The organism is Janthinobacterium sp. GW823-FHT06H09, from assembly GCF_058794735.1.
In genome coordinates, this window is the sequence record NZ_JBXAHC010000004.1 from 270,897 (window position 1) to 293,002 (window position 22,106).

18 protein-coding genes are annotated in these 22,106 nt (G+C 62.5%); 8 read left to right on the forward strand and 10 right to left on the reverse strand.

Annotated elements, in window-relative coordinates; genetic code table 11:
• Positions 1–39: 39 nt before the first annotated feature.
• The 7 genes from AC1Q6X_RS08350 (at position 40) to AC1Q6X_RS08380 (ending at position 8,261) form a co-directional block, all read left to right on the forward strand.
• A complete protein-coding gene (locus tag AC1Q6X_RS08350; protein ID WP_070292154.1) occupies positions 40–1,296 on the forward strand; it encodes an ABC transporter substrate-binding protein in 1,257 nt (418 codons plus the stop codon).
• 7 nt (positions 1,297–1,303) lie between these two features.
• Complete coding sequence (locus AC1Q6X_RS08355) at positions 1,304–2,173, forward strand: carbohydrate ABC transporter permease (RefSeq protein WP_492496355.1); 870 nt, start codon at positions 1,304–1,306, stop codon at positions 2,171–2,173.
• A 13-nt stretch (positions 2,174–2,186) separates the two neighbouring features.
• Positions 2,187–3,023 carry a carbohydrate ABC transporter permease gene (locus AC1Q6X_RS08360; RefSeq protein WP_492496357.1) on the forward strand — a complete coding sequence of 279 codons (837 nt, stop codon included), beginning with the start codon at positions 2,187–2,189 and terminating at the stop codon, positions 3,021–3,023.
• A 26-nt stretch (positions 3,024–3,049) separates the two neighbouring features.
• Positions 3,050–4,372 (forward strand): MFS transporter, encoded by a 1,323-nt coding sequence (locus tag AC1Q6X_RS08365; RefSeq protein ID WP_492405159.1) that lies wholly within the window; start codon positions 3,050–3,052, stop codon positions 4,370–4,372.
• Positions 4,373–4,386: 14 nt separating this feature from the next.
• Positions 4,387–5,520: an ABC transporter ATP-binding protein gene (locus AC1Q6X_RS08370; protein ID WP_492496359.1), complete on the forward strand. Its 1,134-nt coding sequence runs from the start codon at positions 4,387–4,389 to the stop codon at positions 5,518–5,520.
• Between the two features lie 159 nt (positions 5,521–5,679).
• Entirely contained in the window at positions 5,680–6,984 is a 1,305-nt protein-coding gene (locus AC1Q6X_RS08375; protein ID WP_070221842.1) for a tetratricopeptide repeat protein, read from the forward strand.
• A gap of 83 nt (positions 6,985–7,067) precedes the next feature.
• The gene (locus tag AC1Q6X_RS08380) at positions 7,068–8,261 is read left to right on the forward strand and encodes a DUF5009 domain-containing protein (RefSeq protein WP_492496362.1); all 1,194 of its coding nucleotides are present in this window, start codon (positions 7,068–7,070) and stop codon (positions 8,259–8,261) included.
• Here AC1Q6X_RS08380 and AC1Q6X_RS08385 read toward each other — a convergent pair.
• The 3 genes from AC1Q6X_RS08385 to AC1Q6X_RS08395 form a co-directional block, all read right to left on the reverse strand.
• Positions 8,258–9,379: an acyltransferase family protein gene (locus AC1Q6X_RS08385; RefSeq protein ID WP_492496364.1), complete on the reverse strand. Its 1,122-nt coding sequence runs from the start codon at positions 9,377–9,379 to the stop codon at positions 8,258–8,260. The two genes, AC1Q6X_RS08380 and AC1Q6X_RS08385, sit on opposite strands and share 4 nt — an antisense overlap.
• Positions 9,380–9,444: 65 nt before the next feature.
• Positions 9,445–12,144 (reverse strand): TonB-dependent receptor, encoded by a 2,700-nt coding sequence (locus AC1Q6X_RS08390; RefSeq protein WP_492496365.1) that lies wholly within the window; start codon positions 12,142–12,144, stop codon positions 9,445–9,447.
• A gap of 202 nt (positions 12,145–12,346) precedes the next feature.
• Positions 12,347–15,031, reverse strand: coding sequence for a TonB-dependent receptor (locus AC1Q6X_RS08395; RefSeq protein WP_492496367.1), 2,685 nt, complete (start codon positions 15,029–15,031; stop codon positions 12,347–12,349).
• A 387-nt stretch (positions 15,032–15,418) separates the two neighbouring features.
• Between AC1Q6X_RS08395 and AC1Q6X_RS08400 the strand changes: the two genes are divergently transcribed.
• Positions 15,419–16,159, forward strand: a complete 741-nt coding sequence (locus tag AC1Q6X_RS08400; protein ID WP_070221847.1) for a GntR family transcriptional regulator — start codon at positions 15,419–15,421, stop codon at positions 16,157–16,159.
• Positions 16,160–16,352: 193 nt separating this feature from the next.
• Here AC1Q6X_RS08400 and AC1Q6X_RS08405 read toward each other — a convergent pair whose 3' ends face one another.
• The 7 genes from AC1Q6X_RS08405 to rplS all read right to left on the reverse strand — a co-directional run bounded on the left by AC1Q6X_RS08405 (position 16,353) and on the right by rplS (position 21,981).
• Positions 16,353–17,816, reverse strand: a complete 1,464-nt coding sequence (locus tag AC1Q6X_RS08405; RefSeq protein ID WP_492496370.1) for a nitrilase-related carbon-nitrogen hydrolase — start codon at positions 17,814–17,816, stop codon at positions 16,353–16,355.
• Complete coding sequence (locus tag AC1Q6X_RS08410; RefSeq protein WP_492496372.1) at positions 17,813–18,631, reverse strand: AraC family transcriptional regulator; 819 nt, start codon at positions 18,629–18,631, stop codon at positions 17,813–17,815. The genes AC1Q6X_RS08405 and AC1Q6X_RS08410 overlap by 4 nt, the downstream gene beginning before the upstream one ends.
• Positions 18,632–18,709: 78 nt before the next feature.
• On the reverse strand, positions 18,710–19,159 hold the full coding sequence (locus AC1Q6X_RS08415; RefSeq protein WP_070221849.1) for a CBS domain-containing protein: 450 nt from the start codon (positions 19,157–19,159) through the stop codon (positions 18,710–18,712).
• Positions 19,160–19,240: 81 nt separating this feature from the next.
• The gene (locus AC1Q6X_RS08420; protein ID WP_070221850.1) at positions 19,241–19,576 is read right to left on the reverse strand and encodes a DUF3579 domain-containing protein; all 336 of its coding nucleotides are present in this window, start codon (positions 19,574–19,576) and stop codon (positions 19,241–19,243) included.
• A 224-nt stretch (positions 19,577–19,800) separates the two neighbouring features.
• Positions 19,801–20,760, reverse strand: a complete 960-nt coding sequence (locus AC1Q6X_RS08425; protein ID WP_070221851.1) for a CobD/CbiB family protein — start codon at positions 20,758–20,760, stop codon at positions 19,801–19,803.
• Positions 20,761–20,857: 97 nt separating this feature from the next.
• On the reverse strand, positions 20,858–21,517 hold the full coding sequence (locus tag AC1Q6X_RS08430; RefSeq protein WP_070221852.1) for a CoA pyrophosphatase: 660 nt from the start codon (positions 21,515–21,517) through the stop codon (positions 20,858–20,860).
• Positions 21,518–21,597: 80 nt separating this feature from the next.
• Positions 21,598–21,981, reverse strand: a complete 384-nt coding sequence (gene rplS, locus AC1Q6X_RS08435; protein WP_010395528.1) for a 50S ribosomal protein L19 — start codon at positions 21,979–21,981, stop codon at positions 21,598–21,600.
• Between the last annotated feature and the right edge of the window lie 125 nt (positions 21,982–22,106).

The following is a 22,106-nucleotide window of genomic DNA, read 5'->3' on the forward strand; positions in this document are numbered from 1 at the left end:
ACCCCGGCACTTGCGGAGCCACTGGCAGGGATAATAATAATGATCAAGAGACTGTTGGCAGTGTTTGCCTGCGCGGGCCTGCTCGCGCCGCAGGCATGGGCTGCCGAGAAAATCGAATTCTGGACCTTCAGCATGAAGCCCAAGTTCACGCCGTATTTCAATGCGGTGGTGGCGCGCTATGAGGCGCAGAATCCCGGTGTCAAAATCGAATGGATCGACTTCCCGTGGGACGTCATCCAGACCAAGCTGGTCACGCGCATCGTGGCCGGCACGCCGCCCGCCCTGGTCAGCCTGAACGTGCCCTGGGCCGACGAATTTGCGCGCGACGGCTTGCTCACACAAGTTGATGGCCTGATCGCGCCTGCGCGCGCCAGCTACATTCCCAGCGCCCTGGACGACTTGCGCTTCAAGGGCCGCACCTACGGTTTTCCCATGTACAGCAATGTCGCGGTGATCGCCTTCAATACCGCCATCTTCAAACAGGCCGGGCTCACGCGCGGCCCCGCCAGCCTCGATGAACAACTGGCGTTCGCGCGCCAGATCGCGCAGCGCACGGGCAAGGCCGGCATCGCCCCCGCCCTCTCGAAGATCGACGGCCTGTTCATGCAGCAGGGCCTGGCCGTCATCACGGACAACCGCGCCGTCTTCAATTCGCCGCAGCACGTGACGCTGGTGCAGAAACTGGCCGACACCTACAAGGTCGGCGGCCTGCTGAAGGAAAGCCTGTTCGCCGAAGACAATTTCCCGGCCGTGATCGACGCCTACAAGGGCGGCCGCCTGGGCATGCTGCTGGCGCCGCCCACGGCCATGCAGCGCATCCGCGGCGACGCGAAAGATATCTACGCCATCACCGACGTGGCGCCTGCGCCGCTGGGCCCCACCGGCATCGCCGATGGCGGCTGGCTCGTGCACTTCGCCATCCCGAAAGGCGTGCCGGCGCGCCAGCTGCCCTCGGTGGGCAAGTTCGCGCGCTTCCTGACGAACGACGAAAACCAGCTGGCCTTCGCGCGCCAGGCCAGCGTCTTCCCCACCACCGTCAAGGCGGCGGCCGACCCGTTTTTTCTGTCCACGCCGAAAAATGCGGGCGCGGCCGAAAAGGCCGTGGCTGCCGGCGCCCTGTCGATGGGCCACTCGCGCACGCTGTACGTGGCCGGCATCGACGACTACGACGAACTGCGCCGCTCGCTGGTGAAGGCCGTCGAGGCGGGCGTGACGGGCAAGCAGGACGTGAAGCAGGCGCTGGACCAGGCCGTCGCCATCTGGAACCGCAAGCTGGCCACCCTGCCGCGCCACTAAGGACACCATGAAACTCGCCCACCGCCATACCGTGCAAGCCTGGTTGTTCCTCGCCCCGGCCCTGCTGCTGCTGGCCGCCTTTTCCTTCTGGCCCGTCGGCTACGGCTCCGTGCTGGCCTTCACCGACTACAGCCTGATACGCGAGACGCGCTTCGTCGGCCTCGATAACTTCCGCTACATTTTCAACAACGAGATGTTCGTCTCGGGCCTGAAAAACTCGCTGATGTTTTTGCTGATGGTGCCCTTCGTGCAGGTGGGCGCCATCACTCTCGCCGTGCTGGTGAACAACCGCCTGCCCGGCATCCGTTTGTTCCGCGCCGCCTTCTACGTGCCCGTGGTGACCACCGTGTCCGTGGTCGGCATCATGTGGGGCTTCATGTTCCACGAACAGGGCGCGCTCAATTACGTGATGATGACCTTGAAGCTGGTGAACGCGCCCGTGGGCTGGCTGTCGAACGACAGTCTGGCCCTGTTCGCCGTGATGTTCGTCACCCTGTGGCGCGGCCTGGGCTGGTACATGGTGATGTACCTGGCGGCCCTGCAATCGATACCGTCGGACATGCAGGAAGCGGCCATGCTCGACGGCGCCAGCCGCTGGCAGCGCTTCTGGAAGATCACGGTGCCGATGCTGCGCCCGACCATCATGCTGTGCTCCATCCTGTCCGTGCTGGCGGCCCTGAAGGCGTACCAGGAAGTCGACGTGCTGACCCAGGGCGGCCCGATGAACTCCACCTTCACGGCGCTGTATTACGCGTATGACCAGGGCTTGAAGCACTTGAAGCTGCCGCGCGCGCTGGCGGCCAGCTTCGTCGTCTCGCTGTTTTGCATCGCCATCGCCCTGCTGTGCCTGCGCTATCTGAAACCGAAGCACCGCTGACAGGGCAATGACCATGACAACCCGTTCCCGCCCCCTGAAAAAGCGCCTGCACATACTGGGCCACTATGCCGTGCTGTGCGCGATCGCCCTCGTCTGCGTCTTCCCGTTCTGGTGGACCCTCGTGACGGCCATTTCCACGCAAGGCAATATCTTCGCCTTCCCGCCCACCTTCTGGCCGAAGGCGCCGTCCTTCGAGAACTTCATCGAAGTGTTCAACGCGATTCCCATCTGGTCGTTCTTCAAGAACTCCGTGCTGATCGCCGTGTTGACCGTGTTCTGGAAACTGCTGCTGTGTTCCCTGGCCGCGTATCCGCTGGCGCGCCTGAAATTCCGTGGCCGCAAGCTGGTGTTCGGCCTGATCCTCGCCACCCTGGTGCTGCCGTCGGAGGTGAACTTTCTCGTCAACTTCATCACCATCACGCAAATGAGCCTGGTCGACACCTACACGGGCGTGATCCTGCCCAACGTGGTGACGGCCGTGGCCATCTTGCTGCTCAAGCAGGCATTCGAGGAAGTGCCGCAGGACCTGATCGACGCGGCCAGGGTCGATGGCGCGTCCGAATGGGTCATCTTCAGCCGCATCATGCTGCCGCTGATTACGCCATGGCTGGCCACCGTCGGCATCCTGACGGCCGTCGAATCGTGGAATGAGTACATCTGGCCCTCGATCGTCATGAGCAAGCCCGATGAATTCCCCCTGTCGGTGGGCGTGCTGTACTTGCGCGGCACCTTCGGCAGCAGCACGCGCGTGATCGCGGCCGGCACCTTGATCACCATCGTGCCGACCCTGCTCGCCTTCCTGTTTACCCAACGCTTCTTCATGCGCGGCATGGACGGCGCAGTCAAATGAAAACATCTCTCGATAAGGAAGCCTCCATGCACGACAAGCGCACCAACATTGGCAAACGCAGCCCGATTTCCTGGGTGCCGACCTTGTACTTCGCCCAGGGCTTGCCGTTCTACGCCGTGGCCCTGGTGGCCGGCCTGATGTTCAAGAGCATGGGCGTGCCGAACGACCAGATCGCCCGCTGGACTGGCCTGATCGGCTTTGCCTGGGTCTTCAAGTCGCTGTGGAGCCCCTTCCTGGAACTGGCGTCGAGCAAGAAGACCATGGTGGTGCTGTTCCAGTTCCTCGGCGGCCTGAGCCTGGGCCTGATCGCGCTGGCGCTGCAGACGCCGATGTGGTTTGCCGCCTGCATCGCCGTGCTGTTCGTCGCAGCGCTGGCCTCGTCCACGCACGACATCGTCTGCGACGGCCTGTATATCGCCAGCCTGTCGGACAAGCAGCAGGCGGCCTACGCGGGCTGGCAAGGCGCCTTCTTCAACGCGGGCAAATTCATCTCGCTGGGCGGCCTGGTGATCCTGGCCGGCTACCTGGAGAAAAAAATCGGCATCCAGCCGGCATGGTCGGTCATCTTCCTGATCATCGGCGCCATGATGCTGTCGCTGGCAGCCTATCACCTGTGGGCGCTGCCGCAGGTGCGCAACGCGGCCGTGGCCGACAAGAGCGTGGCCGGCATCAGCCGCACCTTGTGGGACGTGCTGGTGGACTTCCTGAAAAAGCCCGGCATCTGGGGCATGATCGCCTTCATCATCCTGTTCCGCGCGGGCGAGGCGCAAGTGCAGACCATCGGCCCGCTGTTCCTGCGTGAAGCGCGCGAGCTGGGCGGCCTGGGCCTGTCGACGACGGAAGTGGGCGCCGTGTACGGCACGGCCGGCACCGTGGCCTTTTTGCTGGGCAGCATAGGCGGCGGCTACTTCACGTCGTGGCTGGGCCTCAAGCGCGCCATGTTTTTCCTGATCCTGGCCATGAACTTGCCGAACCTGGTGTTCTACTACCTGAGCCACAGCATGCCGACCGACCTGACCCTGATCACGGCCGCGCTCAGCGTGGAAATGTTCGGCTATGGCTTCGGCTTCGTCGGCCTGATCCTGTTCATGATGCAGGTGGTTTCTGTCGGCAAGTACCAGACGGCCCACTATGCGTTCGCCACCGGCGTGATGCAGCTGGGCTTCGTGCTGTTCAAGATGATCAGCGGCGACATCCAGACGGCGCTTGGCTACAAGACCTTTTTCCTGTGGGTGCTGGTGTCGGCCGTGCCCGTATTGATCCTGTCGCGCTTCATGCGCATCGGCCCGAAGGATACCTCCGACCCGTCTGACGCCGGCGCCACTTCCGCGCCGGCCAGCGCCAGCTAGGAATCGCACAACCCATGGCACACATCGCTTTAAAGAATATCGTCAAGCTGTACGACGACAAGCACCCCGTCATCCACGGCATCGACCTCGATATCCGCGACGGCGAATTCGTCGTCTTCGTGGGGCCGTCCGGCTGCGGCAAATCGACCCTGCTGCGCATGATCGCCGGGCTGGAAGACATCACGGACGGCGAGCTGCATATCGGCGGCCAGCTGGCCAACGATATCGCGCCGGCCGAGCGGGGCCTGGCCATGGTGTTCCAGAGCTACGCCCTGTATCCGCACATGACGGTGTACGAGAATATGGCCTTCGCCCTCTCCCTGGCCGGACATAAAAAGGCCGAGGTGCGCGCCGCCGTCGAGCGCGCGGCCGACATCCTGCAGATCACGCCACTGTTGAAACGCAAGCCGAAGGACCTGTCGGGCGGCCAGCGCCAGCGCGTGGCCATCGGCCGCGCCATCGTGCGCAAGCCCAAGGTATTCCTGTTCGACGAACCGCTGTCGAACCTCGATGCCTCGCTGCGCGTGCAGATGCGCGTGGAAATTTCGCGCCTGCACCAGGAATTGAAGACGACCATGATCTACGTCACGCACGACCAGGTCGAAGCCATGACCCTGGGCGAGCGCATCGTCGTCTTCAACGGCGGGCGCATCGAACAGGTGGGCAGTCCGCACGAGTTGTATAACAATCCCGGCAACCTGTTCGTCGCCGGCTTCCTCGGCGCGCCGAAGATGAACTTCATCGCCTGCGAGGCCGTCGCCTGCGGCCCCGGCTCGGTGGCCGTGCGCCTGCCTGGCGGCGCCGTGATCGACGTCGAAGCGCACGGCGAGAGCGTGGCGCCGGGCGACCAGCTGACCCTGGGCGTGCGGGCCGAGCATGTCAGCCTGCAGGATGGGGCAATGGCGAACAACAACGTCGTCGACGCCACCGTCAGCCATGTCGAATACCTGGGCGACGTGGCCATCGTTTACGCCAGCATGCGGGGCGTGACCGAGATGCTGGCCGTCAAGCTGCCGGCCGAGGAAGGCTTGCGCCAGGCGGGCGACGCCATGCGCCTGCATCTGCCGCCGCAGCGCTGCCTGCTGTTCGATGCCAAAGGGCAAGCCCTGGCGCGCACGTTTGGCGCTCCAGCCCAGCCGTTTATGTGACAATAGCCGTTGTTTACCATGCTGCCGCCCTTTGACTTGTGCGGTCAGGATGGCAGAATACGTGTTTTTTTAGATTCCCTGCCCCCGGCAAATGCCGCCGCACCCTGTTGCGGCAACCAGTACCGGAGCGTATTTTTGTTATTGATTGAAGGATAACCCATGTCCCAATTCCGTCTTGCCCGTCTTAGCTTGCTCCTGGCCGCAATCGGCCTCAATGTCCTGCCAGCCCTGTCGCACGCGCAGGATGCCAAGCCAGCCGCCGCCGCTGCCGCGCCAGCCGATTCGGTACGTCCCGAAGTGTTCAAGCTGCTCGATCCGGTTGCCGTGAAGGCATCGATGGATGCGAAAAACTACGCCGACGTACAAAGCCGCATCGACCAGGCTGCCGCCATTCCCGCCCTGACGCCGTATGAAACGTTCGTGCTGAACCGCCTGCGCGTGGCGCTGGCGTCGACCACCAACAATGCACCGATGGCCATGACGGCGCTGGAAGCGGTCATCGAATCAGGCAAGCTGGACAAGAAAGCCCAGGGCGACTTCATCCAGGCGCTGGCCAACTACCACTACAACGCCAAGGATTATCCGAACGCCATCAAGTGGTTCACCCGTTACCAAACGGAAACAGGCGACGTGACCACCATGCGCCCGTACATCATCCGCGCCTACTACTTCAGCAATGATTTCGCGCGCGCGAAACAGGAACTGATGGCCGACCTGACAGCCAAGCAGCAAGCGGGCAAGACGCCGACCATCGAAGAATTGCAATTGCTGGCCAACACGGGTTCGAAAAGCAAGGACCCGGCCACCTACCTGGTCGCCATGGAAAACCTGGTGCGCTACTACCCGTCGGATGACTACTGGAGCGATCTGCTGAGCCGCACGCAAGGCAAGGCCGGCTATTCCGACCGCTTCGCGCTCGACGTGCTGCGCCTGCAATTCAAGGCCGTGGGCACCATGCCGCCGCAAGATTACAGCGACATGGCTGAAATCGCTCTGCAGAACGCCTTCCCGACGGAAGCGAAAAAAGTGCTGGACGCCGGCTTTGCCAAAGGCGTACTGGGCACGGGAGCAAATGCCGCCAAGCACAAGAAACTGCGCGACCAGGCCAACAAGGCTGCCGCCGACGATGCGAAGAACATCGCCAGCGGCGAAGCGTCGGCCATGAAGAGCAAGGATGGCACGGGCTTGATCAACCTCGGCTACGCCTTCGTGACGATGGACCAGTTCGACAAAGGTATCGACCTGATCCAGAAAGGCATCGCCAAGGGCGGCCTGAAGCGTCCTGAAGACGCCAAGCTGCGCCTCGGTTATTCCTACGCCATGGCTGGCAAGAAAGATGACGCCATCAAGGTCCTGGAAACGGTCAAGGGCGGCGACGGCGTGGGCGATCTGGCCCGCTACTGGATCCTGTGGCTGAACCGTCCTGCCACGGCAGCGGCGGCACCGGCAGCAGCGGCACAGTAATTCCTGTTCCCGCCAGCATGCGCAAGGCAGTTCCCGGCTCACGCCGGGGCTGCTTTTTTTTCGACCTTTTTTCATTCACACCCATGCCGCCAGCCACCGCTCCCGCACCTGAACGATTGACCAGCCTGGACGCGTTCCGCGGCTGCGTGATCGTCGTCATGATCTGGGTCAACTATCTGGCCGGCATGCCCGGCATCGCCTGGTGGCTCGAGCATGCGGGTCCTCGCGCCGACGGCATCACCTTGCCCGACCTGGTCTTTCCCGGCTTCCTGTTCATGGTCGGCATGGCCATACCGCTGGCCTTGCAGCGCCATTGCGGCCACGTCACGCCCGCCCTGCTGGGGCGCCTGCTGTGGCGCTCCGGCAGCCTGATGCTGGCCGGCGTGGTGCTGGCCAATGCCTACCGCTACGATGCGCAGGCGGCGCCGCTGCCGCACGCCGTCTACTTCCTGCTGTTTTATGTGGCCATGATGCTGCTGTGGCGCCAGGGCGCGGGCAAGCTGGCGCTGGCCGTGGGCGGCGCGCTGATGCTGTTCCTGCTGGCGACGTTCCGCGGAGAGCTGAACAGCGAATTTTCCAGCACCTGGCTGCAGCCGTCGTGGTGGGGTATCCTCGGCATGATAGGCTGGTCCTACCTGCTGTGCAGCCTGCTGTACCTGGCGTGCCGGGGCAGCGGCACGGCCCTGATGGGCATGTTTGCCCTGCTGCTCGTGCTGTACATGGGCGGCATGGCGGGCAGCCTCGATTTCCTGCCGGCAGGCGTCAACGCCTTCGTCAACGTGCCGCAGGTGCTCGGCTCGACGGCCGCCAATGTACTGGCCGGCACCCTGGTGGGCCAGCTGTTCCTGCGCGGCGCCGCCCTGCGCCATGGGCAGCGCATCCGCTTCATGGCGTGGTTCGCGCTGGGCATGTTCGCGGCCGGCATGCTGCTGCGGCCGTATCACCACATCAACAAGATCGCGGCGACGGAGTCCTACACGCTCGTGTGCAGCGCCCTCATCCTGGCCTTGTTCCTCGTGTTTTACATCGTCATCGACGTGTGGCGCTGGCGCGCCTGGGCCGTGGTGCTCGTGCCGGCCGGCACCAATGCCCTGTTCGCCTACATCGTGCCCGACCTGTGGCAGCAGCTGGCGGCCGTGCTGCACCTGCCGCGCTTCTGGTGGCCGTATTGGGAAACGGGCGGCGCAGCCGGCCTGTGGAATGCCGCCGCCGTCACCGCCCTGATGCTGTTCTTCACTGCCCTGGCCACGCGTTACGGGCTGAAATTGAAATTTTAGACCTTGATGTAGATCTTGCGCTTGTCCATCGCATAGGCGATCAGCCAGCACAGCAGCATGAAGCTGACGGCAAACAGCAGCGAGCCCACGCGCGCCGGCGCCCAGCCCGTAAACCAGTGCTGGTACAGCCACTGGTACAGGTTGCCGCCGCCGATGCGCACGGTAAACGCGATGATCACCAGCACTTCCGACACCAGGTAGATGAACAGGGTGTTCTTGCCGAAGACTTCAAAAAAATACGTCCAGCCCGTGCTCTTGCGCACGTCGATGACGAACATCAGCAGCGCCAGCAGCAGCAAGTCCAGACCGATACCGAGCATCACATAAGAGCTGGTCCACAGCTTCTTATTGATCGGAAAAACTTCGTTCCAGCACAGGGCCACGGCCACGCAGATGACGCCGGTCACGGCCAGCCGAACCAGGCTGGAACGCCATTGCGCCGGCGCCGCCTGGCGCACGAAGCTCCCCGCCAGGTAGCCGGCAATCACATTGACGATGGACGGCAAGGTGCCCAGCACGCCCTCCGGGTCGAAGGCGATGCCTTCGCCATGGTACAAATGGCTGTCGCCCAGCAGGAACAGATCGAGCTTGGCCGGCGCATTGCCGTGCAGGCTGTAGTCGCCAAAGCATGCCAGAATGGCCCAGTAGCCGAGCAAGGCGCAGGCGCTGAAGACGAGCGCGCCGCGCGTCTTCCCGTAATGGAGGATCAGGGCGGCGGCCAGATAGCACACGGCGATGCGCTGCAGCACACCGGGAATACGCGTGTGCGACAACGGCGACCAGGCGAACTGGCCCGCATCGTCGATCTTGAAGAAGGGAAACCAGTACAGCAAAAAGCCGAGCAAGAAGATCAGCGCGCTGCGCTTGCACAGCCGGGCCAGCACGGCGCCGTGTCCCAGGTGTTCATACTTGCCCAGCGCAAACGCCAACGCATTGCCGACGACAAACAAAAAGCTGGGAAAGACCAGGTCCGTGAGGGTAAATCCATGCCATTCGGCATGCAGGAAAGGCGCATACACGCTGCCCCAGTCGCCAGGGGTATTGACGACGATCATCAGGGCGACGGTCAGGCCGCGCAGGACGTCGAGGGCGAGGTAGCGTTGAGAAGCAATAGTCATGGTCAAACAATTCAAAAAGATAAAAACCAGCTTCCCGCTTGTGGCGGAAAGCCGGTAAAAAAAAACTACAACTTGGCGCGCAGGCCAAAGTAAAACTGGCGGCCATTCGAATACAGGGCCGTCGGCTGGTCCTGGTTGGCGCCGTAATACTTGAGCACCGGATTGTTCAGGTTCAGCACATCGAAGGTCAGCGAATAGCGCTCGTCGATCTTGTAGTTGAGCGATGCGGCCAGGTTGCCCACGCCATGCACATACTGGGGCGAGCTGCTGAACAGGCCGGCCAGGAAGCTGGAGCGGTAGGTATAGGCCAGGCGCGCGCTCAGCCGCTCGTCCTCGTAATAGCCTTCCAGGTTGTAGGTGCCGCGCGAGCTGCCGACCACGGCGGCGCCATCGTCGGCCTTGCCATTCGTATAGGTGTAATTGCCCACCACGCCGAAACCGCCCCACAAGCCCTGCTGGTAACTGAGCTCCACACCCTTGTTCTTGGCGCCGATATTCGTCGGCGACTGGATCACATAGGTGTTGAATTTCTTGAAGGTATTATTGTAGTAGCTCACGGGCGCCGTACCAAACGTCACGTACGATTTCATATCCATGTAGAAAGCCCCCACGGACAGCATGGCTTTCGGCGCGAAGTACCATTCCAGGGTGGCGTCGTAATTGGTCGAGCGTATCGGTTTCAAATCCGGATTGCCGCCCGTTCCCGTCAGCAACTGGTCGTTCAGGTTGACGGCGCCCACCAGGGCGCTGTAGTCGGCGCGCGCCATGGTTTTCGCCACCGCCGCGCGGGCCACCAGGTCCTTGCTCAGGTCAAACTTGATGTTCGCGCTCGGCAGCACATCCGTGTAGCTGTGCTTGACGACGGTGGGCGTGTAGGTGCCGAAAATGTTTTCCTGGCCGATCGGGTTCTCGCCGCCCGGCACGTTCGTCACCGTCGTCTGCTGCGTGCGTACCACGCGTACGCCCACGTTGCCGCGCCACTTGTTGCCTGCCAGGTTGGCCATGATGTAGGCCGCGCTATCCTTTTCCTTCACGTCCAGTTCAGCCGGCCAGTTGCGCGAATTCGGGCCGCCCGTATTGTCATACTTGTTGGCCCACACCACCAGGTCGGCCGGATCGAGCTGCCAGTAGCGTCCCTGCGCATTGCCGCCCAGGCCCTTGCCATAGTCGCCCGGGTAGGTGCCGCCATTCCATGTCGGCAAGGGCGCATTCGTCGTGCCGTCGCACACGGCGCAGCTGCGGTTTTCCGGCCATGACACATTGCGGTGGTGTTCCGCGTAGCGCGCGCCGAACTTCAGCGATTCCAGCACGCCGTAATCCATGCTCAGCTCGCCATCGGCCTGGCCGTATTTTTCCGTGTCCAGGGTTTCCACATGCGAACCCCAGGCCGATGCCGTTACCGCATTCGATAACTTTGAAACATCGAGACCGGGGAAATTCAGCCTGGCCGGCGACAGGCCGTTCAGCTGGTACGACACGCCCACACCGGTCAAGCCCGCCTCATAGCCGAGGTCGACGGGTGTTTCGCCTATGCCGCGCGTGTAGCCGAGGCTGCCCGTGATGCGCAGGCGCTCGCTGGCGCGGTAGCTGCCGTTGAAGTCCACATACGCGGTCGACGAATTCGAGCCAGGGCGGTAGATTTGGTCCACCAGGGCCGGATACAGCTGACCGTTGTACGGCGTGGTGGCATTCGCGGCAGGAAATTGCGACGCGGGAAAATCGGCTGCCACCAGGGTGTTGTTCTTGACCGTAAACGCGCTGGGAATCACGCCCACATGCTTGCCGTCATTATCGACGGCATTCAGATTGGCGCCCGGCTGGTTATAAAAGCTGCGGTTGTAATTGGCCGCGTCCAGCTTGGAATAGAAGCCATTGACGTCCAGCATCAAATCAGACGTCGGCTTGAATTGCAGGTCGAGGCTGCCCCCCTGGCGCTTGCGTACCTGTTCGAACAGGGCCGAGTTGATGCCCAGCGGTGCCAGCACACCGGCCAGTTCCGGATGTTTCTGCGCGGCAGGGCTGTCGGCGTCGATGGCGCCATAGCCGAAGAATTCCTGCCCGTCACGGCGCTCGTGGCGCTTCTCGGAAAACACCTGGAACAGCACGCCCATGGTCTTCGCTTCGTTCTTCCAGTTAAACAGGGCATTCATCTGCGGATCGGTCTTGCCCGGCAAGTCCGCATAGATGGCTTGCACGGCCAATTCCGCCGTGAACGGCTGCTTGAAACTGAGGGGCTTGCGCGTCTCGATATTGATGGAGCCGGCCACGCCGCCTTCCACCAGGTCCGCCTGCGCGCTCTTTTGCACGGTGACGCGGCTGACGATTTCCGACGGCAGCAAGGCAAAGCTGACGCTGCGCCCCACGGTGCCCACCTGGTCGGTGACGAACCAGTCGCCCGTACCCACGGCGTGGCCGTTGATCAGGGTTTGCGTCAGGCTGGGACTGGTGCCGCGGATGCTGACCCGGTCATTTTCCGAGAAGCCGCCCTCACCGCCGGCCGACGAGGAAATGTTGACGCCAGGCACACGCTGCACGGCGTCAGCCACGTTCTTGTCGGGCAACTTGCCGATGTCTTCCGCGCTGACGACGTCGATCACGGAATCGCTGTTGCGCTTCTGGCTCAGCGATTGCTCCAGCGAGGCGCGGATGCCGGTCACGACTACTTCCTGCATGGGGGCTTGCTGCGCCTGGGCAGCCATGCTCATGGACAGCAAGGCTGCGGCGGCGGCGATGGGATGTAATACGGGATGCAAACGGCTGTTCATAGACTCCTCGTTATGGATGCCCGCCGCGCTGGCGGGACGGTTTTATGGATGAGTACAGACGGCAAACGACGGGGTGCGGCAGAAAGCGACAAAGATCAGCGGGAGCGCCGAAAAAAAAGGCAAGCCCCTGAAACAGGAACTTGCCTTGAAAGACCGAGGAAGACCGGGCCTGACGCGGGTGCATCAGGCCAGATCGTCTTGTTTACAGCTTGGCGCGCAGGCCCAGGTAGAAGGTACGGCCGTTGCTATAGAAAGCGCGTGGCTGATCCTTGTTTTCCGCGTACATCTTGATGGTCGTGTTCGTCAAGTTAAGCGCATCGAACGTGATCGTGAAGTGTTCGTTGATCTTGTAGTTGAGCGAACCGGCCAGGCCGCCGGCGCCGGCAACGTGCTGGCTGGCGCCACGGTCCACGCCCGCTTTGTAAGCCGAACGGTAGTTGTAGGCCAGGCGTGCGCTGAGGGCGTTGGCTTCGTAGAAGGCCGTCAGGTTGTACGTGCTGCGCGATGCGTTGACCAGTTCGTCACCGTTGTCCAGCTTGCCATCGGCATAGGTGTAGTTGGCCAAAATGCCGAAGTCGCCGAACAGCGGTTGCTGATAGCTGAACTCCGCGCCCTTGTTCTTGCCGCTGGTATTGAATGGCGACGTGATCTGGTACACGGCGTTGGCATTGCGCTTGCTGTTGAAGTAGGTAGCGTTGACGGTACCGTTCGACACGACCGATTTCAGGTCCATGTAGAACAAGCCCACCGAGAAGGCCGACTTCGGTGCGAAATACCATTCGGCGCTGACTTCGGCGTTATCCGACTTCACCGGATTGAGGTTGACGTTGCCGCCGCTGCCGCTCAATGCATCGTCGTTCAGCGATACCGAACCACCAAGCGCGCTGTAGTCGGGACGGGCGATGGTGCGGGCCACGGCGGCGCGCACCACCAGGTCGTTGCGCACATCGAACTTGATGTTGGCGCTAGGCAAGAAATCGTTATAGCTGCGCTCATACAGATGCTGCGAGTACGCACCCCAGTCCGAACCGGTGATCGGGCCGCCGGCCTGGTTCACCAGGGTCGACTGCTTGGTGTGAACGGCGCGCAGACCGAAGTTGCCGCTCCAGTTGTCGCCCGTCAGGTTGGCCATGGCATAGATAGCCGAGGTTTTTTCCTTCAACTTGAATTCGTCGGTCCAGTTATGGCGACGCACGTAGTCGAACAGGCGGTTGCCCGGTGCCGCGCCCCAAGCGCCCAGTGCCGAACCGTCGTACTTGAAGTAGTTGCTCGACAGGTTGCCGCCCAGGTTGTTGGCGAAGTCGCTCGGGTACATCGTGCCATTCCACACGGGGCCAGGATTGGAGAAGCCCAGGTCGCCCGGACGGGTTTCGAACGGATGCTCCGCATCGCGCTTGTGATCGGTCAAGCGGCCGCCGAACTTGACGGAATCCCAGATACCCGAAGACAGGCGCAACTCCGCGTCGATCTGAGCATATTTTTCCTGGTCCACGGAACGCGATTCGCCGCCGCCGGCCCATGCCGTCGAGCCTGGCTTGGTGGTGGTGCCGCCCGGATAGGAAACACTGGCCGGGCTCATGCCGTTCAATTGATACACCATGCCGCCATCGACGTTGTTCTGGTAGTACACATCGTCGCGGTCATAGCCGACGCCATGGGTCTTGCCCAGCTTGCCAGTCAGGGTCAGGTCCTTGGTGGCGCGGTATTTGAAGTTGAAATCGAGGTAGTACGACTCGCCGCCGGCATCAGGACGGTAGATATTGTCGACTTCGCCAGAGTTTTTTGCGAAGGTGGCGCCTGTCAGTGTGCCATTCTTGACCGTGTAGTTGGTCGGCACCTGACCGGTCGAGACACCTTTATCGTTGGTACTGTTCACCGAGTTGGCCGGTGCAGCCAGCCAGTTGGTGTTTTGATGCGGTGCCTTCAGCTGCGAATAGAAGCCGTTTACGTCCAGTGTCAGGTCCTTGCTGGGCTTGAATTCGATGTCGAATGCGCCACCTTCGCGGGTTTTCTTTTGCTCGAACAGGCTGGCGCCGATAAAGGTCGGCACTTTTACGCCGGCCAGTTCAGGATGGGCCAAGGCCGCATTGCTGGTAGCGGAGATCGGCGTATAGCCGAGGATTTCCTGGCCATCGCGGCGCACCGTCGACTTTTGCGAGAAACCCTGCACCATGATGCCCAGGGTATTCGTGTCATTCTTCCAGTTTACCAGGCCGGAGAACTGCGGGTCCGTCTTGCCGGCCAGGTCATTATGGAAAGCCTGGATCGAGCCTTCGGCCGTGATCTGGTTCTTGAATTCCAGCGGACGACGGGTGATCACGTCGATCACGCCCGAGACGCCGCCTTCAGGCAGGTCGGCGGTGGCGCTCTTGTGCACGACAACGGAGCTCACCAACTCCGATGGCAGCAAAGAGAAGCTGCTGCTACGGCCCACGTTGCCGCCAAATTGATTCAAGACAAACCAGTCGCCCGTGCTGATGGCATGGCCGTTGAACAGGGTTTGCTGGAAGCTGGGGCTGGTGCCGCGCAGGCTGACGCGGTCGTTTTCGCCGAAGCCGCCTTCGCCACCGGCAGACGATTGGGTATTCACACCTGGCAGGCGCTGGATCGCGTCAGCCACGTTACGGTCCGGCATCTTGCCGATATCTTCGGCGGTCACCACTTCCACCACGGAATCCGCATTACGTTTTTGCTTCAGCGATTTTTCCAGCGAGGCACGCACGCCGGTCACCGTCACCACGGTGGCCACGTCGTCGGCCGGCGCTTCCTGCGCCTGCGCCGATAAGGCCAGACCGGCGACCATCACGGCAACGGCCGCAGCGATCGGCGTACGGCTACGCGAACCGGATTTCACGACGGCAGCTGCAGGTGTCAAATTGCGTTTCATGTACTCCCCCTTGATTTAGGCTCCAGGATTGGAACCTTTTCATTTTTAACGTAGGTCTTCTTTCCAGCCCGCCTACTACTGCGGCATGCTGCAGACCCTTCGGCACAACCACTTACAAAACCAATTCAACGCCAATATACTACTATCCAATACCAGAACACTACCAGTTGCAACTTTTTTTTTATAACGTTGTTTGAATCACACAGACCACTTCAGCGAAATCAATTTGTAGCCCGTATTAGCGGGGTAAATACCAGCGAGGGCAGGCATAAATTGCCGCCCTGATAATTCAAATTGGTTTTATAACGGTCTTTTTTGGTATTATCCAGCGACATAAAACAGATACAGAGCGCGTCTGCAACGCGCCGTAACGGAGACCTTCAGCGTATGACAACCCTGGCTCACATCATGCAAGGCCTGGGGCAGACGAGTAGCCTGCCCCTGTACCAGCAACTGCAGCGCGCGCTGCGCGAAGCGATCGACAAGCGCATCCTCGGCCCCGACGAAGCCCTGCCGGCCGAGCGCCAGCTGGCCAGCGACCTGGCCGTCTCGCGCATCACCGTGCGCAAGGCCATCGATGGCCTCGTCAACGAAGGCTTGCTGGTGCGGCGCCCCGGCTCAGGCAATTTCATCAATACGCGCATCGAAAAAAACTTCGCCAAACTGACCTCTTTTTCCGAGGACATGCGGGCGCGCGGACGCACGCCGCGCAGTGTGTGGCTCAAGCGCGCAGAGGGCACCGTGACGCCGGAAGAGGCCTTGCGCCTGCGGCTGTCGCCGGGCGCGCCCGTGTACCGCTTCCACCGCATCCGCTATGCGGACGAAATACCGATGTGCCTGGAATACGCGACCATCGTCGCCAGTTGCCTGCCGGCGCTCGACGCCGTCGACGTGTCGATGTACGACGCGCTGGAACAGGCGGGCAACCGGCCCGTGCGCGCCCTGCAGCGCCTCAGCGCGCTGTTGCTGACGGGCGAGCAGGCGAGCCTGCTGCAGGCGGAGGAAGGCGACGCGGGCTTGTCGGTGGAAAGGCTGGGCTTTTTGCGCGATGGCCGCGCCGTGGAGTTTTGCCGCTCCTACTTCCGCGGCGATATGTATGACTTCGTGGCTGAATTAAGTACCAATTAATACCAATCGCCGCATTTCACGAATACCAGATAACACCATTTATTGCAGTGCAATATATATGCCGCCATCACGCCTATTATATGCACGGCCATGGCGAATGAATCGGCGGCGATTATCTGACCTGCGTACGGAGAATATAAAAAGGGCTGCGCAATGCGTTTTTGCGCATTGCAGCAAAATCTGACTTTTCCCATCAGGAAGAAGGCATGGCACGGCGTCCCGCGCACAGCAACATCACGCCCAGCGCCACGCAGAGCCAGCCGAACAGCGGCCCCAGCCATCCAGCCCAGGTGGCGACGGACGGGTGCGCCGGCAGCGGCGCCAGCAAGGTGCTGCCCGGCATGGCGCTGCTGGCCCGTTCCGCCAGCACGCGGCCATACGCGTCGCTGACCGTCAGTACCCCCTCGCGCGCCGCGCGCAGCACGGCATAACCGTTTTCCACGCCGCGCACCACCGTCATGCGCGCGCCCATCCAGCCGTCCAGCTGAAAATCCCAGGCCGGCACCAGCATCGCCTGCACCCCGGCCGCGCCATACGCCTGCCCCAGGGGCGCGAAATGCATGTCCTTGCAGATGGCCAGGCCCATGGCTTGCCCCGCCACCGGCTGCACGGCATACGCGCTGCCAGCAAGAAAATCGCGCTCGGGCGGCGCCAGGTGATGTTTTTGATAGCTGACGGGCGCGGCGCCATCGGGCGCGAACAACCAGGCCAGGTTGCGCCGGCCGGCAGCATCCTGCACGCCGATGCCCAGGGTAATCCACGCACCCGTCCCGCGCGCCAGCGCCTGGAAACGCTGCCGCACGGCATCCGCCTGCGCGGGCGCCAGCACGGCTATCTTTTCCGGCAACAGCACCAGCCTGGCGCCATGCCCGGCCAGCTGTTCGACGTGGCGCACGTACTGGTCCCAGACGGCATGCGCGCGTGCCGGCGGCGTGGCCGGGCCGATGAAGTCGTCGATGGCCACCAGTCCCGCCAGTGGCCCGCTTGCTGCCGGTGCGCCCTGCACACGCCAGGCGCCACCGCCAAACGCAGCCGCCAGCAGCAACAACGTCGCCCCCGCCGCTGGTGCATACGCACGTCCGCCGGCCAGCAGCAAGGCCAGCGCGGACGGCGCCAGGCACAGCAGAAACAGCAGGCCAGGCACGCCGGCCAGGGCAGCTACCTGCAATATGGCAACATTGTCCGCTTGCGAATACGCAAGGCTGCCCCAGTTACCATCGGGCAGCAAGGCCGCCATCAGGGTATCGATAGCCACCCACAGCACGGGGTACGCCAGCACCGTCCACGACGCCCGGTAACGCAGCACGAGGCGCCGCGTGGCCAGCACTACCAGCAGCCACAGCAGTGCCTTGACGGTGATCACGGCCAGCACGGCCGGCAAGGGCATGAGCAGGCGAAAATAACTGAAGTTGGATGACAGACCCAGCACGGTGGCCAGGAAAGTCATCCAGGCCGCATCGCGGCGCGACGCGCGCAGGGCCAGCCACAGCACGGGCAGCGGCGCACACCAGGCCAGCGGGCCCAGCGGCTGCGGTCCCAGCACCCAGTACAGGGGCAGGCCCGCCGCCAGCACGGCGGCAACTTGCGACAGGCGACGGCGCAGCGCGGCGCCACCGGCGAACAGGGCCGGCGCAGACAAGGTATTGAACATGCTCATGCTTTCAAGGGGAGCCAGATTTCCACGCCACCGACGCCGCTGGCGGGATCGAATTGCCGGTCGTAGCGTTCAAAATCGGGCGCGTCGGCCACTTCCAGCCCCGACTGGGGCAGCCACTCGTTCCACACCGTATGCCAGGTGGCGCGGATGGTGGAAATGTGGCCGCGGTGATGAAACACGGCGTAGCGTTGCGGCGCGATGCGCAGCCGCGCCCAGCCGTCGGGAGCCTGGGAAAAGTCGGCCACCGGCATGGCGCACAGGTAGTCGAAATTGCCCGCGTCGTCATTGTTGCAGCACACGCCATACACGAGCTGGCCGGGCGCCACATGGGGCAGGAAGCGCTGCCACAGGGCGGGGATGCCGGCAGACGATTCCGCGCAATACCGCTCAACGAGGCCCGCCACCAGCAAGGCGGGCCCTTGCTCGAAACGGGGCGGCGCCAAAGGCACGCCCGGCGCCACATCCATTTTGATCGCTTCCACCAGCGCCAGGTTGGCGACGTGGCGCTGGGCCCGTACCGTTTCCGGCGTGACGTGGAACTGTTCGCGGAAGGCCCGCGTAAAGGCTTCATGGGAACTGTAGCCGGCCTCCAGCGCGACGGCGAGGATGTCTTGCGCGCCCTGGGCCAGCGCGCGCGCCGCCTCGCTGAGCCGGCGCGCCCGCACATAGCGCATCACGGAGTGGCCCGTGGCCAGGCCGAACGCGCGCGTCAGATGGCAGGGCGAAGCGCCGCCCACGTGGGCGATATCGCCGAGCGAGAGATCGTCCGCATAATGCGATTCGATATACCAGAGTGCCTTGGCCAGATAGTGCATGAACGCTTCCCGTTGAACGAGCAGCGACTGTAGCATTTTCAGCAAGCCGTGACTTGACCGGAATTGCGCAATACGCGCTTACTTTCTGGTGCGCTTTTCGTGGACCAGCTGGCCGCTGCTGATGCGCGCCAGCTCGGCCATTTCCTGGGCCAGGAAGGCCAGCAAGTCGTCGATGCTGACAACGCCGGAAAGCGCGCCCAGGCTGTTGACCACGGGCAGGCGGCGGATGCCGTTGACACGCATGCGTTCGATGATGTCGTAGACGTCTTCGTCTTCGCTGGCGGTGAGCAGCTGCGCGCTCATGATGTCGCCCACCAGCAGGCTGGCGGGGTCGAGACCGAGGGCGATGACGGAAATGACGATGTCGCGGTCGGTGAGGATGCCGATGGGGACGCGCTCGCCATTCGGCTGTTCGGCCACGATCAGGTCGCCCACGTGGTGCTGGCGCATCAGCAGCGCGGCGTCTTGCACGCTGGTGTCACGCTGGCAATGGATGGTATGCAGGGTACAGATGTCGCCGATGCGCATGTCGCCGCTCCGTTTGAGGCAGAGTGTCCACGCTACGCCAGCCCGCCGTGGCGGGTTTGAGGCAAATCAATTGAAACGGTCTTACTTTTCTTCTGGGGGCGGCAAGAAGCAGGCTTCGACGATCTGCAGGTCGTTATCCTTGGCAAATTCGCGCACGAAGTGAAACGCCATCGGCTCGATCTCGCGCAGCTTGGTGTTGACCACCACCGACTTGACGCCATTGACGACGGTCGGGCGCACGTAGGGCGAATACTGGAGGTGCGCATTGCGCCCGCCGCCGTCGGGATTGAAACAGGACATCACTCCGCAAAGGCGCTCGGCCCAATCGCTGGGTCGGAATTGCTTGCCATTGCTGGTGAGACCAAGGATGAAGAACTCGTCTGAGAGTTCCCCTGTTTTTTGAGATAACTCGGCCATGTGGCTTGTCGGGACTGGATTGCGTGAATGGCCCCGGCGGGTAAGCCGGGCTGGTAGTCAACTACGTTTGCTGCGGTAAGCCAGTATTATATCTTATAGAAGACTTGGGTTCTACCTCCATCTGCCCTGGCGATGCAAACAGGGGCCGGCACGCCTTGCGCGCCAGCCCCTATTTTAACCTTGTTCCACGCGCAAGGCGCATGGATGGCGCATGTGCGCCCGCGTCAGCCGAGGAAAACGGCGCCCGACATCAACAGCAGCAACAGCATCCACAGCAGCAAGGCGCGCCAGACGAGGCCCACCGTGCTCTGCAAGGCGCGCGCGCCCGGCTCTTCGCCCGGCAGGATATCGCTTTCGCTGTCGCTGTCGTCGACGGCCATGTCGGGCGTGACGAGCACGCGCGCGGCCGTTTCCGCTGGCGTGCCCAGGCGTACGCCCATGGCGCCGCCGCCGGCCGTCAGGATGATGCCGATGGACTCGTCCTGCCAGCGCTGGGCGAAATTGCGCCAGGCGTAGATGGCGTCCTCGAAATTGCCGACCACGGCAAACGCCACGGCCGTCAGGCGCACGGGGATCCAGTCGATCCAGTAAAAGGCGCGCGCGGCGAACTGGCCGAACGCTTCATTGCGCATGTGCTCGGGCTCGTTCCAGGCGCGCGCCAGGTATTCGGCCACGCGGTACATCACGGCGCAGGCAGGACCCAGCGGCATGAGGAACCAGAAAAACACGCCAAACACATTGCGGTGCGTGGTGATCAGGGCTTTTTCCACAGCGATGCGGGCGATCTCGCTCGCTTCCATGCCCACCGTGTCGAGCTTGGTCCAGTCGGCCAGCAAGGTGCGCGCGGTCGCTTCGTCGCCGGCGCTCAGGGCCAGCTGGATCGAGGTGAAGTAATGGCTGTAATGACGGAAGCCCAGGGTCAGGTAGACGATGAGGACGTTCCAGGCAAAGGCCAGCAGGGTCAGCTGATAGTGGAGCAAGATCCAGTACACGCCCGCCGTCGGCACCATCAGCGCACCGATCATGAGGAACCAGCCCATGCGGCCGTGGCTGGCGTGGCCGGCATTGAACCAGGTCTCCATGCGCATCGCCAGGCTCTTGATTTCGGCGTAGATCGGATTGTCCGCGCGCAAAGGTTTGAGCTGCTCGATCAGCAATGCGCAAAGTATGGAGAGAAATGTCATCAAACGTCCTTTTTGTCTTTTTCAGCAATACCGCAATGCCCGCTACGATAGCGCAGTGCCGTGCTGGAATCAAACTTATTACGTGCGCGGCGCCATTTTACGCGCGCAGCAGGTGAAACAGATTGCGCAGCATGCCGGCCGTGGCGCCCCAAATGTAGAAGCGCTCGTACGGCATGGCGTAGAACGAGCGCCGTCCGCCCGGCAATTCCACCGACAGGCGCTGATGGTTGAGGCCATCCATGAGGAAGGCCAGCGGCACTTCGAAGATTTCCGCCACTTCGGACGGGTCGGCGCGCAGTTCGAACGGCGGCGTTACCAGGCCCACCACGGGCGTGACCTGGTAGCCCGTGCCCGTCAGGTAGTCGGGCAGGCAGCCCAGCACTTCGATGTGCTCGCGCGCCAGGCCCACTTCTTCTTCCGTTTCGCGCAAGGCCGTGGCCACGGGCGAGCCATCGAACGGCTCGCTGCGACCGCCGGGAAAACTGACCTGGCCCGCATGGCTGCTCAGGTGGTCCGTGCGCATGGTCAGCAAAATGGTCAAGCCCTGCGGCCGCTGCACCAGGGGAATGAGGACGGCGGCGCGCACGGGCACGGCGCGGGCGGAGAGGAAATCCTGGGTGATCTCGGGCTGCCAGTCAGGCTGTTCGGCCAGGCGCTGGCGCAGCCAGTCCGGCGTCAGGCGCACGGCGTCCAGCGCCGCCTCGCCGGCGATCGAATCGATGGCGAGTTGTTTTGGATCAAATGCGATGGTGGCCATGGCAGCTTATCCCATTAGCAATTCAGAATAAAAAAAGGGGCACCAATACGGTACCCCTTTTCCCAACGCAGACGCTGATATTACGCGCTTGCTTTCGCCACAACGCGGCGGTTTGGCAATTTTTCTTTGATACGCGCCGATTTACCCGAACGCTCACGCAGATAGTACAGCTTGGCGCGGCGAACATCACCACGGCGTTTCACTTCGATCGAAGCGATCAGCGGCGAGTACAGTTGGAACGTACGCTCAACGCCTTCGCCGGACGAGATCTTGCGAACGATGAAGTTCGAGTTCAGGCCACGGTTACGACGGGAGATAACGACGCCTTCGTAAGCCTGGGCGCGCTTGCGCGTGCCTTCGACTACGTTGACGCTGACGATAACGGTATCGCCTGGTGCGAATTCAGGAATGGTTTTACCCAGACGAGCAATTTCTTCCTGCTCTAATTGTTGAATCAAGTCCATTTTTAACACTCCGAAAACCATCATGCCGGCGCACTGTGGATAGCAAGTATCCGCCCGGTAGAGGATGGGTAACACAATATGGGCAACATGCCCGGCACTACTGGCCCCCCTGCCGGCCGTCCGGA

What these genes read in the sequence shown, in the direction of transcription:
- AC1Q6X_RS08350 (WP_070292154.1), top strand. Translation starts at nt 40, where the DNA reads ATGATCAAGAGACTGTTGGCAGTGTTTGCCTGCGCGGGCCTGCTCGCG.
- AC1Q6X_RS08355 (WP_492496355.1), top strand. Translation starts at nt 1,304, where the DNA reads ATGAAACTCGCCCACCGCCATACCGTGCAAGCCTGGTTGTTCCTCGCC.
- AC1Q6X_RS08360 (WP_492496357.1), top strand. Translation starts at nt 2,187, where the DNA reads ATGACAACCCGTTCCCGCCCCCTGAAAAAGCGCCTGCACATACTGGGC.
- AC1Q6X_RS08365 (WP_492405159.1), top strand. Translation starts at nt 3,050, where the DNA reads ATGCACGACAAGCGCACCAACATTGGCAAACGCAGCCCGATTTCCTGG.
- AC1Q6X_RS08370 (WP_492496359.1), top strand. Translation starts at nt 4,387, where the DNA reads ATGGCACACATCGCTTTAAAGAATATCGTCAAGCTGTACGACGACAAG.
- AC1Q6X_RS08375 (WP_070221842.1), top strand. Translation starts at nt 5,680, where the DNA reads ATGTCCCAATTCCGTCTTGCCCGTCTTAGCTTGCTCCTGGCCGCAATC.
- AC1Q6X_RS08380 (WP_492496362.1), top strand. Translation starts at nt 7,068, where the DNA reads ATGCCGCCAGCCACCGCTCCCGCACCTGAACGATTGACCAGCCTGGAC.
- AC1Q6X_RS08385 (WP_492496364.1), bottom strand. Translation starts at nt 9,379, where the DNA reads ATGACTATTGCTTCTCAACGCTACCTCGCCCTCGACGTCCTGCGCGGC.
- AC1Q6X_RS08390 (WP_492496365.1), bottom strand. Translation starts at nt 12,144, where the DNA reads ATGAACAGCCGTTTGCATCCCGTATTACATCCCATCGCCGCCGCCGCA.
- AC1Q6X_RS08395 (WP_492496367.1), bottom strand. Translation starts at nt 15,031, where the DNA reads ATGAAACGCAATTTGACACCTGCAGCTGCCGTCGTGAAATCCGGTTCG.
- AC1Q6X_RS08400 (WP_070221847.1), top strand. Translation starts at nt 15,419, where the DNA reads ATGACAACCCTGGCTCACATCATGCAAGGCCTGGGGCAGACGAGTAGC.
- AC1Q6X_RS08405 (WP_492496370.1), bottom strand. Translation starts at nt 17,816, where the DNA reads ATGAGCATGTTCAATACCTTGTCTGCGCCGGCCCTGTTCGCCGGTGGC.
- AC1Q6X_RS08410 (WP_492496372.1), bottom strand. Translation starts at nt 18,631, where the DNA reads ATGCACTATCTGGCCAAGGCACTCTGGTATATCGAATCGCATTATGCG.
- AC1Q6X_RS08415 (WP_070221849.1), bottom strand. Translation starts at nt 19,159, where the DNA reads ATGCGCATCGGCGACATCTGTACCCTGCATACCATCCATTGCCAGCGT.
- AC1Q6X_RS08420 (WP_070221850.1), bottom strand. Translation starts at nt 19,576, where the DNA reads ATGGCCGAGTTATCTCAAAAAACAGGGGAACTCTCAGACGAGTTCTTC.
- AC1Q6X_RS08425 (WP_070221851.1), bottom strand. Translation starts at nt 20,760, where the DNA reads ATGACATTTCTCTCCATACTTTGCGCATTGCTGATCGAGCAGCTCAAA.
- AC1Q6X_RS08430 (WP_070221852.1), bottom strand. Translation starts at nt 21,517, where the DNA reads ATGGCCACCATCGCATTTGATCCAAAACAACTCGCCATCGATTCGATC.
- rplS (WP_010395528.1), bottom strand. Translation starts at nt 21,981, where the DNA reads ATGGACTTGATTCAACAATTAGAGCAGGAAGAAATTGCTCGTCTGGGT.